General features: G+C 49.8%; 11 protein-coding genes and 1 tRNA gene. 5 read left to right on the top strand and 7 right to left on the bottom strand.

Going from position 1 to position 14,188, the window contains the following annotated elements; genetic code table 11:
- The 7 genes from V7028_RS09910 to V7028_RS09880 form a co-directional block, all read right to left on the bottom strand.
- Window positions 1–85: transfer RNA gene (locus V7028_RS09910), tRNA-Ser, on the bottom strand.
- Between the two features lie 66 nt (window positions 86–151).
- Window positions 152–1,498, bottom strand: coding sequence for a DUF3422 family protein (locus V7028_RS09905; protein WP_334119919.1), 1,347 nt, complete (start codon window positions 1,496–1,498; stop codon window positions 152–154).
- Window positions 1,499–1,520: 22 nt separating this feature from the next.
- The gene (pgsA, locus tag V7028_RS09900) at window positions 1,521–2,090 is read right to left on the bottom strand and encodes a CDP-diacylglycerol--glycerol-3-phosphate 3-phosphatidyltransferase (RefSeq protein WP_334119918.1); all 570 of its coding nucleotides are present in this window, start codon (window positions 2,088–2,090) and stop codon (window positions 1,521–1,523) included.
- Window positions 2,091–2,174: 84 nt separating this feature from the next.
- Window positions 2,175–4,133, bottom strand: a complete 1,959-nt coding sequence (uvrC, locus tag V7028_RS09895) for an excinuclease ABC subunit UvrC (protein ID WP_334119917.1) — start codon at window positions 4,131–4,133, stop codon at window positions 2,175–2,177.
- A gap of 10 nt (window positions 4,134–4,143) precedes the next feature.
- Window positions 4,144–4,854: a uracil-DNA glycosylase gene (locus tag V7028_RS09890; RefSeq protein WP_334119916.1), complete on the bottom strand. Its 711-nt coding sequence runs from the start codon at window positions 4,852–4,854 to the stop codon at window positions 4,144–4,146.
- A 60-nt stretch (window positions 4,855–4,914) separates the two neighbouring features.
- The gene (locus V7028_RS09885; RefSeq protein ID WP_334119915.1) at window positions 4,915–5,325 is read right to left on the bottom strand and encodes a hypothetical protein; all 411 of its coding nucleotides are present in this window, start codon (window positions 5,323–5,325) and stop codon (window positions 4,915–4,917) included.
- On the bottom strand, window positions 5,325–6,266 hold the full coding sequence (locus V7028_RS09880) for a hypothetical protein (RefSeq protein ID WP_334119914.1): 942 nt from the start codon (window positions 6,264–6,266) through the stop codon (window positions 5,325–5,327). Before V7028_RS09880 ends, V7028_RS09885 begins: the two co-directional genes overlap by 1 nt.
- Window positions 6,267–6,591: 325 nt before the next feature.
- Between V7028_RS09880 and V7028_RS09875 the strand changes: the two genes are divergently transcribed.
- The 5 genes from V7028_RS09875 to csy2 form a co-directional block, all read left to right on the top strand.
- Window positions 6,592–7,566 carry a helix-turn-helix transcriptional regulator gene (locus tag V7028_RS09875; RefSeq protein WP_334119913.1) on the top strand — a complete coding sequence of 325 codons (975 nt, stop codon included), beginning with the start codon at window positions 6,592–6,594 and terminating at the stop codon, window positions 7,564–7,566.
- 87 nt (window positions 7,567–7,653) lie between these two features.
- Entirely contained in the window at window positions 7,654–8,601 is a 948-nt protein-coding gene (cas1f, locus tag V7028_RS09870; protein WP_334119912.1) for a type I-F CRISPR-associated endonuclease Cas1f, read from the top strand.
- Window positions 8,598–11,951 (top strand): type I-F CRISPR-associated helicase Cas3f, encoded by a 3,354-nt coding sequence (gene cas3f, locus V7028_RS09865; protein WP_334119911.1) that lies wholly within the window; start codon window positions 8,598–8,600, stop codon window positions 11,949–11,951. The genes cas1f and cas3f overlap by 4 nt, the downstream gene beginning before the upstream one ends.
- Before the next feature lie 73 nt (window positions 11,952–12,024).
- Complete coding sequence (gene csy1, locus V7028_RS09860; protein WP_334119910.1) at window positions 12,025–13,338, top strand: type I-F CRISPR-associated protein Csy1; 1,314 nt, start codon at window positions 12,025–12,027, stop codon at window positions 13,336–13,338.
- Window positions 13,335–14,188: type I-F CRISPR-associated protein Csy2 (gene csy2, locus V7028_RS09855; protein WP_334119909.1), on the top strand; the 854-nt coding region annotated here is incomplete at its 3' end. The genes csy1 and csy2, both read left to right, overlap by 4 nt.

Below are 14,188 nucleotides of genomic sequence, written 5' to 3'. Positions count from 1 at the left end.
GAAGCTGTGAGATTCGAACTCACGGAAGGTTTTCACCTTCGCCGGTTTTCAAGACCGGTGCATTCAACCGCTCTGCCAAGCTTCCGAGCCCGCAATTATAACCACAAACCCCAAGCTTTGGAAACCCGGTGTGAAGATTTTTCAAGAAAACTTAGGCTTTCAACCCCATGCGTTTTTTCATGGCCTGCATACTGAAATACGCCAGCACCGCAATCGTGGGAATGGCCACAGCAATGGCCAGATCGGGCGACACAGGAATACCCAGCACCTTGGCGCCCTTGGCCAAGTACCCGATCAAGCTGGCGCCGTAGTAAGAAATCGCGACAATGGACAAACCTTCCACGGTTTCCTGCAAACGCAGTTGCACCTTGGCCCGCTTGTCCATGCTGGTCAACAGGCGCTGGTTCTGGCTTTCCCGCTCAATTTCCACGCGTGTACGCAACAACTGGGTAACACGGGAAATACGGGCGGCCAGTTCATCTTGCCTTCGCGCTGTCCAGGTGCAGGTTTTCATGGCCGGGCCCAAGCGCCGGTCCATGAATTCACCAAAGGTTTGCATGCCCACCATGGGAATTTCCTTCAGCTCGGCAATGCGTTTTTTCACTAAATCGGTGTAGGCTTCGGCCGCAGTAAACCGCACCCGGTTTTCTGCGCTTAACTGCTCAACCTTGGCCGCCAAGTCGGTTAGATGGCTCAACAACTTGCGATCCAGCTCAACGTCCTCGGAAGTAACCTCCGCCAGGTCTTCCGTTTTGCTCGTGGCCGCCATTTCCGTGGCCAGCTTCACCAGGCGATCCTCATGGGATGACAATTTCGGCAAAGTAGCGCGCGCCACCGGGAAACTGAGCAGCGCCATCATGCGGTAGGTTTCCATCTCGATAGTTCGCTGTACAACCCGCCCCAACTGGCGTGAACCCATTTTCAGATTGCAAATCAAAATGCGTGTGGCACCACGGTCTGCAATGCGCAAATCAGAAAATGCCTGCCCCGCCCCGTTGGCGATCATGCCGCCAATCAGTGTGTTCCCATCAAAATACCCTGACACGCTTCGAGGTTCGCGCGGGTTTTCAGTTTTCTGCACAAACAGTTCAATGGCCACCAGCATTACGCCGGGCAAGGAAGCCATCCAGCTTGGGGGCAAACGGCGGGTTACCGGGCGGTCAAACACGATGGCGTGGTCGGCCCGCTCAAAGAAGGTCAGCGTAATGAATTCGTTGTGCCGCTCCACCCGCAGGCGCAGGGCTGATTCGCCCCCGCACAGGCTCAGGCTGATCTGTGGTGCGGCCAATTCATCGTTTGAAACCGGTTTCGAACCGCAATAATCGACCAGGGCTTGCAATTGATCGACAATTTGAGCAGTTACATCCCCCTGAACCAGCAACGCGATGTGAAACACCCGCTCCTGCGGCCAAAGGGCCTCGGTTGGTCGTGAATGTACCTCGTCGTTCAGCGCTTGCCGCAAGGGGTACGGCTGTGGAAGTAAGTTGCTTTTGTTCATGGCTGTGCAGCTTGAAAAACTTTCAGCTTCGGTCCCGAATGTCGGGCCAGGCTTTCATCAGGTAATAACACATGGACCACACGGTCAATACCGCGGCCACATAAATGGCCAACGTGCCCAGCAACTGAAAATTAATGCCCATCCATGTTTCATGCGCCAACAACATGGGAATGGCCACCATCTGCGCAATGGTTTTGAATTTGCCCAGCCAGTTCACGGCCACGCTGTTGCGGGCACCAATGCTGGCCATCCATTCACGCAGGGCAGAAATTGTTATTTCACGGCCGATAATAATGAGTGCGATAAACGGGCCAATGCGCCCAAGATCAACTAGCACAATCAGTGCGGCACCCACCATCAGTTTGTCAGCCACGGGGTCAAGAAACGCGCCAAAGGCCGACATTTGGTTCCAGCGTCGGGCCAAGTAGCCATCCACAAAGTCGGTCACCGCAGCGAACACGAACACCCATGCACCCACCCAGTTTTGCATGGAAATGGACATGACCGTTTCTGGCAGAAAGTAAATGCCAACTACCAGGGGAATTAGAATAATCCGGACCCAGGTCAGGATCATGGGCAGGTTCAGTGGCATGTCTGTTTTTCTTCTGTTAGGTAAAAATACACTCTATGGAGGTACAGAATATATCAGCGCACGCACCTGTTTAGGCGTACCTCCTTAATGCAAGCGCCGATAAATTTCCTCTGCCAGTGTTTTCGAGATGCCATCCACCGTCAGCAAGTCTTCCACACTGGCCGCCTTCACACCGCGCAAACCGCCAAACCGGGTCAACAGCTTTTGCTTGCGGCGCGCGCCAATGCCTTCAATTTCATCCAGTTCAGAAGCCTGTCGGGCCTTGGCACGCTTGGCACGCATGCCTGTAATGGCGAAGCGGTGCGCCTCATCGCGTATCTGCGCAATCAACATCAGGGCTGGGTGCCCCGGGCCAAGCTCAAGGCTGGGGCGGCCATCGGGAAACACCAGGGTTTCCAGCCCCACCTTGCGGTTTTCACCTTTTTTCACACCCACGATCAGGCCAATGTCCATGTCCAGTTGCTCAAACACCTGGCGGGCCACCTCAATTTGCCCCTTGCCACCGTCAATCAACACCACATGCGGAACCACCATGGGGGTTTTTCCCTCGCGCTGATAACGGCGGGTTACAGCCTGCCGCATGGCAGCGTAGTCATCGCCGGGGGTAATGCCTTCAATGTTGTAGCGGCGGTATTCGCGGCTTTGCATGTCGTGGTTGTGAAACACCACGCACGAAGCCTGCGTGGCCTCGCCTGCGGTGTGTGAAATATCAAAGCACTCCACCCGCAAAGTGGCCAACAAATCGATTTCTTCTGACGCTGTTTCAACGGCCTGTTCGGTGCCAGGGGGCAAGGCGGAATCACTGGAAACATCAGCCTGCAATTTGATAGTGCCACCCAATAACTTGCTTGCCTCGCCTTCCTGCAAGGCTTCTTCAAGCCGCGCCTCGAGACCGAGTGTTTCCACCAGGGCACGGGTTCGAAATTGCGCTGAACCCTGTTCGGCAATGCGTCGGTCTATCGCAATTTGCGCATTGTCCACCGCCATGTCCAGCCACTTGCGTCGATCGCTTTGCGGCTGGCGAATCAGGTTGATTTTTTTGCCCGCCTGCTGGCTTAGTGCCATCAACAGTTCCGGGGCATCCAGATCCTGGTTCACAATCAACAGGTTCGGAATTGGACGATCCACATAGGTCTGGCTCAGGAACGCCTCCAACACCTCGGGCCCAATATCCTCGCTGACCTGCGCCACACTTGGAAACATGGGCTTGTCGCCCAGATGCCGCCCGCCGCGCACCATGGCCAGGTTCACGCACACCGCCCCACCCTTGATCACCACTGCAATTACATCTGCGTCGTCATCGCCACCAGTGGTGTCGACCGACTGCTTTTGCAACACACGGCCAAGTGCGCCCAACTGGTTGCGGTACATGGCCGCTTTCTCAAACTCCAGCAGGCCGCTGGCCTCCAGCATTTTTTCTTCAAGGCTGGCCAGCACTGCCTTGTGGTCGCCACGCAAAAAGCGCGATGCGGCTTCCACATCTTTTGCATAATCTTCAGGGCTGATCCAGTTCACACAAGGTGCGCTGCACCGTTGAATTTGTGCCTGCAAACAGGGCCGGGACCGATGCGCAAACACGGTGTCTTCACAGGTGCGCAACAGGAACACGCGCTGCAGCACCTGAATGCTTTCTTTCACGGCCCACGCATTGGGAAATGGCCCGAAAAACTGGGATTTTTTGTCCACCGCACCCCGGTAATAAGCCACACGCGGGTACTTGTGGTTGGTCAGCCGAAGGTAAGGGTAACTTTTGTCGTCGCGAAACAGAATGTTATAGCGCGGGCTTAGCGACTTGATCAGGTTGTTTTCAAGCAGCAGCGCTTCTGCTTCGGTGCGGGTGGGCGTTACATCCACGCGCACAATGCGCTCGACCATGTGGCTGGTGCGCGGGCTAGCGTGGGTTTTCTGGAAATACGACGACACCCGTTTTTTCAGGTTCTTCGCCTTGCCCACGTACATCACCGTGCCGTTCGCATCGATCATGCGGTACACGCCGGGGCGGGTGGTCAAGTCTTTCAGAAACGCCGCAATGTCGTCAATCATCACCCTGCCCTCACACCTTCAGGTAGTGGCTGATTGCCTTCAGCACTGCTTCAAACATGGGCACAGTAAGCCGACCAGTCTGTGTGTTGTAACGGCTTACGTGATAACTGTCGAACAAACGGAACGCGCCCAGATCGTGTTCAGCCGCATGACCAAACTTGAATGCGCTTTGCTTTTGATCCATGGCCTTAAGCACAGCCTGGTGCCCAACCAAACCCAGTGCCAGCACCGCCTTGGGCGGGTGCACCTTGAACTCATGTGAAATGAACTGGTTGCAGGTTTTAATTTCAGCTGGTGTGGGCTTGTTCTCAGGCGGCACACACTTCACGGCATTGCTTACACGCGCGTTCACCAGCGCCATGCCATCGCCAACCGCGGTGGACACGGGTTTTGTCGCAAAACCATACTTGTGCAGCGTGCTGTACAGCAAATCGCCGCAATAGTCGCCTGTGAAAGGCCGCCCAGTGCGGTTGGCACCATGCAAGCCGGGCGCCAAACCAACGATCAACAGCTCAGCATTTTCCGGGCCGAACGGCGGCACCGGGCCATTGAAATGATCGGGAAACTTTTGCCGGTTCTGTTCGTGAAAAGCGTGCAAGCGCGGGCATGCCGTGCAATGCACATCAAACACCCTGGCGGGCCAGTGCTGATCCATTTGCAGGGGCTGCCATGGATGTTGGGCGGCATCCGTGAAGGCCAGGTTGTTCTGTGACTTGCTCATTGTGGGCTGTGTGTCCATGGTCGAATGGACACCATTCTAACGGGTTTGGTACAACCCAGTTTACACCTGCGGTACGGGGCGGCCAGTCAGTTCGAAATAACCAAAACAAATTAGAGACAAGAAAAAGGCCGCAATTGGCGGAATGAAGATTAGCCAAAAGTACACCCAAGAAATAACAAGCCAGTAGGTAGGGCTGTCTTTCCGCAAATCGTAGGCCTTGCGCCGGTGTGCAAACCACTTGCAAGCTGTTAACTGCGCAATCCATAAGGTGAGGTAGTACCGAAATGGGAATAGCTCAAATAGCTCGTCATCCCCATCGTTGAAATGGGGTTGCCGAAAGTACTTACTTACAATTGCCTTGGGTACCGCAAATGCCAAAAAGTAGGTTGAAACTGGAATCAGTAAACCCGTGTAGACGAAATAAACCACCGTGTATTCCCACGCGGCACTCATAAAATAGTCCAGTGTCATTAATTGCACCACGCGTTGAGCAATTTGCCATCTTTCAAATTAAACACATCACCTTTTGCATCATAGAAGCCGCCAACTCCCAATTCACCCAATTTTTTTCCGCCGTAAGCTGTCCCCGCACTAATTACAATAGCACCGACCCAACCAACGGGCGTTGCCATGGCCACAACCGCCGCACCAACAACAGCACCTGTTAGCAACGACCCAAAAAAACCACCAATTTCCCTATACGCTGTTTGAACTTTGTCCTTTGGCGCAGTGGCCGACAATTTTTGACAGGTCAACCCTGCATCAACAAGCACCAAAGCACCGCCACCAAACTTGGCCGCACCGGCCACCTGTTTAATGCGCTCGGCCGCGCTGATGGTGATCGGGTCAGGCCGCAGGCTTTGCGGTACACCATTGAACAATGCGTCTTTGGTGCCAACACCGTTAAACAGAAAACGCTGTGTGGGGCCAAGCCGCCCCTTGATGCGTTTTACCACATCGTCCATACGGGCATCGTAATGATGAAGTATGTCTTTGCCCCGCCCTGTTTTCAGCAGGCTGGCCTTTTGATTGGCCCACCGGTTGAAGTCCAGAATATCACCGTGCAAATGCCGCCCCGTCAGGGTTCCTGCGGTGGTCGAACCGATACCAAGCCCGGTGCCAATTTGGCCCATCACTTCGTTAAAACCCAACACGAAACGCATGGCCTCTACTTCCACGGCGCTACGGGGAACAATCGTTTCCAGATGTTGCTTTGAACCTGCAAGGTTGGCTTTCTCGACATTGAGCTTACCCAACAAAGCATTTCGCTGGCTTGCACCCAATGTGCCACCCCGGGGCATTTGCAAGTCAGCCAGATAAATCACCTTCTGTTGCAAAGGCCGGTGGGCCGCAAATATATCGGGGTTCAACGCCATGTGCAGGGCAAGAACGTCCTTCAGCAGGGGATCCACCTGGCTGATGCCGTACACCTTGCACAGGGTTTGGGTCAGGAATCATTGGGCTCGGGAAGCCACAGCCCAAGCTTGGCAGACTGGATACCAGGGATAGTTGAGAAAGGCATGAATGGACATGGTTAAGTGGGGCGAGAGAAGAGCTTAAAAGCATTCTGGCGAGCAGCCAAAAACCCGCTCAACTGGGTCACTCTTTGTGGGTAGGCTAAATCTAAAGTGACTTTCAAGCAGACTCAATAGTTCATTTACATAAATCAATCGCTGCGAATACAATCAATTCACAGTGCAGCAAAACACCCTAAAAACAAACAAAAGGTTTCACTTCGTGAATCAAATTGAGCGTGTTTATAAAATTGATCGTTTGTTGCGCATTCAACCCCGGTCTGCAACCGCACTGCAACATGAACTCGAAGTTTCATCAGCTACCCTGAAACGCGACCTTGAGTACATGCGCAGCAGGCTATACGCCCCCATAGTGTTTGACCGCACAATTGGTGCCTACAGGCTAGATAACTCCCTACCCGATTCACACCGATACGCCCTGCCAGGCTTGTGGTTCTCTGCGGCTGAAATTCACGCGCTACTTGCATTGCAGCACCTGATCCACGAAATAGAACCCAGTGGGTTCATGCAACCACACATTCAACCGTTGGCCGAGCGATTAGAAAAATTGCTGGAGGATCAGAAAACGACAAGTGACACCATTCGGCAACGTGTTCACATTATTGGCCTTGGACAACGCAGCCAAAACCCGGCCTTCTTTGAGAAGATAGGCCATTCACTCATCAACAGGTTGCGTTTGAAAATTCGCTACCTTGCGCGCAGCACAGCCCAAACCACGCAACGTGAAATATCACCCCTGCGATTGATCCATTATCGGGAAAACTGGTACCTGGACGCATGGTGCCATGAACGAAATGCAGTTCGAAACTTTTCGGTAGATGCAATTGAAGAACTGGAAATTCTCGAAGTGACTGCATTAAACATTGAACTTGATCATGCCGAATCCTCATTTGGTACTGGCTACGGCATTTTTTCCGGGAACCAGATCAACACCGCGAAACTACGTTTCAGCCCCACACGCGCACGCTGGGTGGCCAATGAACAATGGCACCCCCACCAAAATGGGTCCTTTGACGAAACAGGCCACTTTGTTTTAGAACTGCCCTATGCCGACCATCGTGAATTAACCATGGACATTCTGAAACACGGGCCAGACTGCGAAGTGCTTGAACCATTGGAACTTCGAGAACATGTGTTTAGCCAGATCGAGGCGATGCAGAAAAAATATTCTGGGTGAAGGTTGCAGGATCATGCTGTGAGCTTTGTGTCCTGTACGTTAACACCAACATCTCGCAAACCAGTCAACTCAGATTCAAAGAAGCAAATGGAACAACTAACCGATCTAAAAGCCATTCTGCATTCCAAACGCGCCAATATTTACTATCTGGAAAAATGTCGCGTGATGCAGAAAGATGGGCGGGTGCTTTATTTGACTGAAAACAAAGAAGAAAACCAGTACTGGAATATTCCAATTGCCAACACCACTGTCATTCTTCTCGGCACAGGTACCTCCATCACTCAAGCAGCCATACGCATGTTGGCTAGCGCCGGTGTACTTGTCGGCTTTTGCGGGGGTGGTGGCACACCACTTTTAAGTGTGACCGAAATAGAGTGGCTCTGCCCTCAAAGCGAATATCGACCCACTGAATATATCCAAGGATGGCTTTCATTTTGGTTTGAAGACGCGAAACGGCTAATCGTAGCAAAAGAATTTCAAAAAGCGCGCCTCGAATTCATTCAAACAACCTGGAACAAGGACAAAGACTTACGCGCTGAACATTTTGATCATGATGATTACGAAATCTCCAGAGCACTGGATTCACAACAGAGGCAAATTGACACGGCCCGCAATGTAAGTGAGCTACTGCTGCGCGAAGCAAGCCTGAGCAAACAATTGTACAAATATGCCTCCAAAGTGACCAAATGTGGTGACTTTAAGCGCAATCACGATGCCACTGATTTAGCCAATCAATTTTTGAACCATGGAAATTATTTGGCCTACGGCTTGGGAGCAACCACACTATGGGTTCTTGGCATACCTCACGGCTTTGCTGTAATGCATGGAAAAACCCGGCGTGGTGCCCTGATCTTTGACGTTGCGGATTTGGTGAAAGACGCCATCGTATTGCCTTGGGCTTTTGTATGCGCCAAGGAGAAAATGAAAGAACAAGAATTTCGCCAACAAATTTTACAGAAATTCACCGAGCACAAAGCACTGGAATTCATGTTTGATCGGGTCAAGGAACACGCATTGCGAGGTGCCAAGCAATGATGGTTACCTTTGTCAGTCAGTGCGAGAAAAAGGCGTTGGCCCGCTCGCGCCGCGTTCTGGATGCATTTGCCAATCGAATTGGCAATAACACTTGGCAAACCGTGATAACTGAAGATGGGCTGTTGGCTGTCAAAAAACTGCTGCGTAAAACGGCCACTAAAAATACAGCGGTGGCCTGCCATTGGCTTCGATCCCGCAGCCGCAGTGAGCTGGCCTGGGTGGTTGGCAATCGAAAACAATTCAGCCCTGAAGGGGTTGTTCCTGTCAACTTGACTCAAAAAAATATTTCACCCAACGAATGGGAAAACAATTGGGCTTATCTGCCCTGCATCAAGTCCTTGGTGGCCGTTGCTGCCCTTCTTCATGATTGGGGTAAGGCAACGGTCTTGTTTCAGAAAAAATTATTACAAAATCAAAAAAAAGGAGACCCACTTCGTCATGAGTGGATTTCCTGCCTGTTATTTAAATCACTGGTGGTGCTATCGGGCAACACCGATGAAGGATGGCTGAATGCATTTGCATCTGGTGCACTGAACGAAAAAGCCATTCAAAAACAGATTACTGAGTTTAGCGAGGTTGATGGAAAATCGGGGTTCCAGGCACTTCATGAACTTCCACCAATCGCCCAACTGGTTTGTTGGCTAATTGTTTCGCATCACCGCCTACCAAACTTACGCGACAAAGGCCAACGGAATCACTTTGCGGAAGAATCAAAATCCAGTCTCGTTGAATTGCTCAAAAGCGTTACAGAGCGATGGGGTTATGAAAATCGCTTTGATGAAGATGATTTCAAAAACAGGCTAAAACAATGCTTTCAGTTTTCAAACGGTTTGTTGAGTGATTCAAGCGCGTGGATGAAAAGCCTGAAAAAATGGGCAACACGGCTACTGGGCAACGTTGACCCAATTAACACCTTGATCGAAAACGGTACTTATCGAATTGTGCTTCACCATGCCCGGCTTTGCTTGATGCTGGGTGACCATTACTATTCATCACAAGCGAGTGATAACAAATGGAATTCGGTTATTGACTTGTGGGCGAACACTGACGACAAGAAAAAACTGAAACAAAAACTTGATGAACATTTGGTGCATGTGTGCGATCAAGGTTTGCGTGTTAGCCAAAGTCTGTCCCGTTTTACCACAGACATGGGCATGGCCCAGGATGTAAAAAGCCTAAAACAAAAAAGCCCACCCGCTTTTGCATGGCAAGACAAGGCGGTTGAAAAAGTAAACCGATTCAAGAAATCCAATGAATCATCCAACACCTGTGAGCATGGCTGGTTCGTCGTTAACATGGCCAGTACAGGCTGCGGCAAAACCCTTGCCAATGCAAAAATAATGCAAGCATTGTCGAATAGCGGCGAAGATCTGCGCTATGTGCTGGCCTTGGGTCTTCGTACGTTGACATTGCAAACAGGTGACGCATATCGCCAACAAATCGGTTTGGACAATGATGAGCTTGCTGTGCTGGTGGGTTCAGCGGCAGTACAAGAACTTCACAATGAAAAACAGAAAGCCGATGCTAGGGAAATCACATTTGAAGAATCTGGCTCTGAATCAGCAGAAGAACTTCTAGGTGAAGAACTGGACTATGAAGACGCCCCTTCCGCCGAGTTTTTGAATGCCATTCTTCGTACGGAGAAAGACAAAGCTTTTCTATACAAACCAGTTCTGGCTTGCACTATTGACCACATTATTGCCGCCACAGAAACAATCAAGGGTGGCAGATACATCCTTCCAAGCCTGCGTTTGCTTTCTTCCGACTTGGTAATTGATGAAGTGGATGATTTCGACGGAAAAGATCTGATCGCAATTGGCCGCTTGGTCCATTTGGCTGGCATGCTAGGCCGGAAAGTCATGATTTCGTCTGCAACTATTCCGCCAGCATTGGTCGAAGGCTTTTTTCACGCCTATGCAAAAGGCTGGCAATTGCACTGCAATTTCATGCAGGTTCCACAAAAAATTGCCTGCGCATGGGTGGATGAATTTGATTCAGCCATTGAGCATGTCGAAAATACAGATGACACAGAACGATGTATGCAATACCAAAAGGTACATCAGGATTTTGTTGAAAAGCGTATTAAGCAAATAAAAACACAACCTGCTAAACGTAAAGCCATAATTGCCGATTGCAGCAATTTAATGACAACTGGTTCTGGAAAAGCTGAACGAGAATCACAGCAGCAGTATTTTAAGATTGCAAAAAATTCTTGTATTGGTTTTCACAGTAAACACCATTATGTTGACCCAAGCACGGGTAAATGTATTTCTTTTGGTGTGGTGCGCGTGGCAAACATCCCTCCCTGTGTGGCGTTGACACAATATTTGCTGGAAACAGATTGGCCTACTGGCTTTACGCCAAAAGTAATGGCGTACCACAGTCGACAAGTGTTGCTATTGCGAAGTGAGCAGGAACGGCACCTTGATTCGATACTGAAGCGAAACGAGAAGCCTAACGCTGTGCCACAAGCACTTCAGAACCCTATTATTCGCCAACATATCGACAACACCGATGCTGAAAACCTTTTGTTTATCGTGGTAGCCACCCCAGTTGAAGAAGTGGGCCGAGACCACGATTTTGATTGGGCCGTGGTCGAGCCTTCCTCATACAGATCGATTATTCAACTGGCAGGCCGTGTGCGCAGGCATAGGACCATGGGGGTGGACAGCGCCAACGTGGGCATCATGCAGTACAACCTTAAGGCACTTCGAAACAAATCCGCGGCTGTTTTTTGCAGGCCGGGTTACGAATCAAATAATAACAAATTGAACACCACTGATATTCACAAGTTACTTGATGAAAAAGAATTGGCTGAAGCAATCACAGCCATACCCAGAATTGCTGAAGTACACCCGCTAAACCCAAAAACCCAACTTGCAGACTTGGAACATCATGTCATTCGAAACAGTCTGACCACCTATGACAAAAAAGGGCCTGCAAGCATGCAGGGGTGGCTGAAGGAAGCATGGTGGCTAACTGGTTTGCCGCAGCAGTTCAACCGCTTCAGGGAGGGTGCCCCGACCAAAAGTTTGTTCTTGGTCTGGAAAGACGGGGCACTTAAGTTTTGCGAGCGAAGTGAGCGAGGCGAATTTATTGCTGCCGAGAAGTTGAACAATATTGAAAGGCCCAGCAAATTGAATTCGATCGCGCTTGAACGGCTTTGGTTGGTGCGTAGCTATGAAGAACTGCTGCTGGAGCGTTGTACAAACGCCCCATTTGAAGACGAAGACCGATGCATGCAAAAACAATCAAAGAGATACGGGGAAATTACAGTGAATGCAGAAGAAAACCCTTCCCCTTATTTTTACTCAGACCACTTTGGAATGTGGCCCAAAGATAGCAAGTGATGAAAACCCGCTTGAAGCCGCCTATTCGGCGGGAGAATAAATTCGTTGGAAAAACAAACGATAAGGTAAACATATGAACCCGATACAACAGTTTCTTGATGAAAAAAAAACAGCGTGGCTAAAGACCAAGTTGAAGGACGTTAAACAAAACCCTGCTGAACAAGCTGCACTTGAGTTAGCGGCAAACGAGAAATTTCAATTAAGTGGATGGTTACCTTCCATAGCCCAACTCACAGACAAATTAAAAATAGCAACTCATCCCGGGAAATTTAGCCACCCAAATGCAAAAACCTCCGCAATCATCGCAAATAAGAAGATCCGATTTGACGGATATTTACGAAGCGGTAATTTTTCACACGTTTCTTTAGATGCTTTTTCCACTAAAAACGGACTTGACGGTTGCGTATATGATGCCAAAGCACTACCCGTCCATAGCTTCCTGAATATAAAGATGAATGACAACCGTACGGTGCTTGATCATCTTGAAGAAAACAGTGCTGAAATTCGGCATTTACTCTCTCTTTCGTCAATAAACTATGACGAGATTCGTGAGTCTTTTCTAAAAATCAAACAACCGGATACAACAGTCACAACAGACCCATTTGTCAAACAGGTTTATTTCCCTGTCGATGAAGGCTACCACTTGCTTTCCTTGTTGACTCCATCAAGCTTGCTCTGCAAAGTTAAAGAAAAAATAGACTCCATGCGTTTTTCTGATGAAGCCAAAGAGGCGCGAGAGTTCCGCAACGGCAAGGAGAAGAAACACCATGAAGTTGGTTTCAGTGATATACCGCACCTGACCGAAACAGCCTACGGTGGAACCAAACCCCAGAATATCAGCGTATTAAACAACAGCCGAAATAGAGGAAGAGGACGTGCTTACTTGCTACCTTGCATGCCCCCACAGTTCGATTCAAGGAAAGCTCGTTTACCAAAAAACGATTTTTTCAAAGACACATTGAATCCACGGCATTTCAAAGATGCATTTGCTCCCCTACACCGTTTGCTAGCCACCGACAGAAACAACATCAAAGTTCGTACCTCCATTCAAAAACACATTCAAGAAATTGCTCTGCAAGTTTTGTATCAGGTGCAGGGAGTTCGTGTACAAGGTACTCGTTCACATGGCCCCGCTTGGTCTCAAACAGATTACTTTGAAAACCTGCCTGGCCCACAACGGATATGGCTGGACGACCACAACCTCAATGTGAGGAATGAAACTGATGAATGGCTGGATGTCGTTCTTTCTGACTTTTCCCGCTGGATTGTAAACACTTACAAATACCTGTTTAAACAAGATGCGGTGGATTTATCAGACGATGAGTTCAACGCACTGTGCGACACAGTCCAAGAAGCACTTTTTGACGAAGGGGAAATTTTTCGATGAGCTACCGGACGTTTCTATTAATACCCCACCTAAAAATTCACAATGCCAATGCGATGAGCAGCCCCTACACCATTGGTTTTCCCGCCATGACCGCTTGGCTGGGTGCAACACATGCCTTACAAAGGCGCATAAATCAGCAGGGCTTTAATTCATTGGCTTTTAAGGCTACGGCGGTTAGTTGCCACCACATCGACCTACAAACCTACAAAGGCAAAGGCGACTACGTTTACTCAATTATCGGTACTGCCAACCCTTTGGACAAAGACGGAAATCGCCCCGCTTTTGTTGAAGAGGCACGCTGCCACATCGAAGTGACCTTGCTGGTTGAAACTGAAGGCTTGAGTTCTGATGATATGGAGCAGGTGAAACATTTGATTAATGAACAGGTTCAACAAATGAAGTTTGCAAGTGGCGACGTGATGTCGGTGAAGAAGGTGGATTTTTATACAGTCGATACGAACGAGACTACGGAAGTTCGCAAACTGTTGAACAAACTGATGCTGGGTACAGTGTTAATTGAACGCCGAGATCTGATGATTGAAGCAATGAAGCAGGGGCAGGACGCGTTGGACGCACTGCTTGAGTACATCAAAGTAAATCATCGATCTACGCAAAGCGAAAATGGGGAGGTGACTTGGCGCACTGGGCGCAAAACGACCGGCTGGATTGTTCCGATCGCCGTGGGTTTTCAAGGATTGACTGAACTTGGTTTTGCCAAGAACCAACGCGACACTGACACACCCCATCGATTTGCCGAAAGTGTGCTGACTCTGGGCGAATTTTTGATGCCCTACCGCGTAGACAACCTTGACACTATTTTATGGCAATACCACTCAAATATTGATCACGA

Origin of the sequence: Limnobacter sp. (assembly GCF_036846585.1) — a bacterium.
Taxonomy (GTDB): Bacteria; Pseudomonadota; Gammaproteobacteria; order Burkholderiales; family Burkholderiaceae_B; genus Limnobacter.
This window is presented reverse-complemented; position numbering and strand designations above follow the sequence as displayed.

Excerpts from the sequence above, each read along its gene's own strand:
- V7028_RS09905 (WP_334119919.1), bottom strand. The coding sequence starts at position 1,498 with ATGAACAAAAGCAACTTACTTCCACAGCCGTACCCCTTGCGGCAAGCG.
- pgsA (WP_334119918.1), bottom strand. The coding sequence starts at position 2,090 with ATGCCACTGAACCTGCCCATGATCCTGACCTGGGTCCGGATTATTCTA.
- uvrC (WP_334119917.1), bottom strand. The coding sequence starts at position 4,133 with ATGATTGACGACATTGCGGCGTTTCTGAAAGACTTGACCACCCGCCCC.
- V7028_RS09890 (WP_334119916.1), bottom strand. The coding sequence starts at position 4,854 with ATGAGCAAGTCACAGAACAACCTGGCCTTCACGGATGCCGCCCAACAT.
- V7028_RS09885 (WP_334119915.1), bottom strand. The coding sequence starts at position 5,325 with ATGACACTGGACTATTTTATGAGTGCCGCGTGGGAATACACGGTGGTT.
- cas1f (WP_334119912.1), top strand. The coding sequence starts at position 7,654 with ATGGAACAACTAACCGATCTAAAAGCCATTCTGCATTCCAAACGCGCC.
- cas3f (WP_334119911.1), top strand. The coding sequence starts at position 8,598 with ATGATGGTTACCTTTGTCAGTCAGTGCGAGAAAAAGGCGTTGGCCCGC.
- csy1 (WP_334119910.1), top strand. The coding sequence starts at position 12,025 with ATGAACCCGATACAACAGTTTCTTGATGAAAAAAAAACAGCGTGGCTA.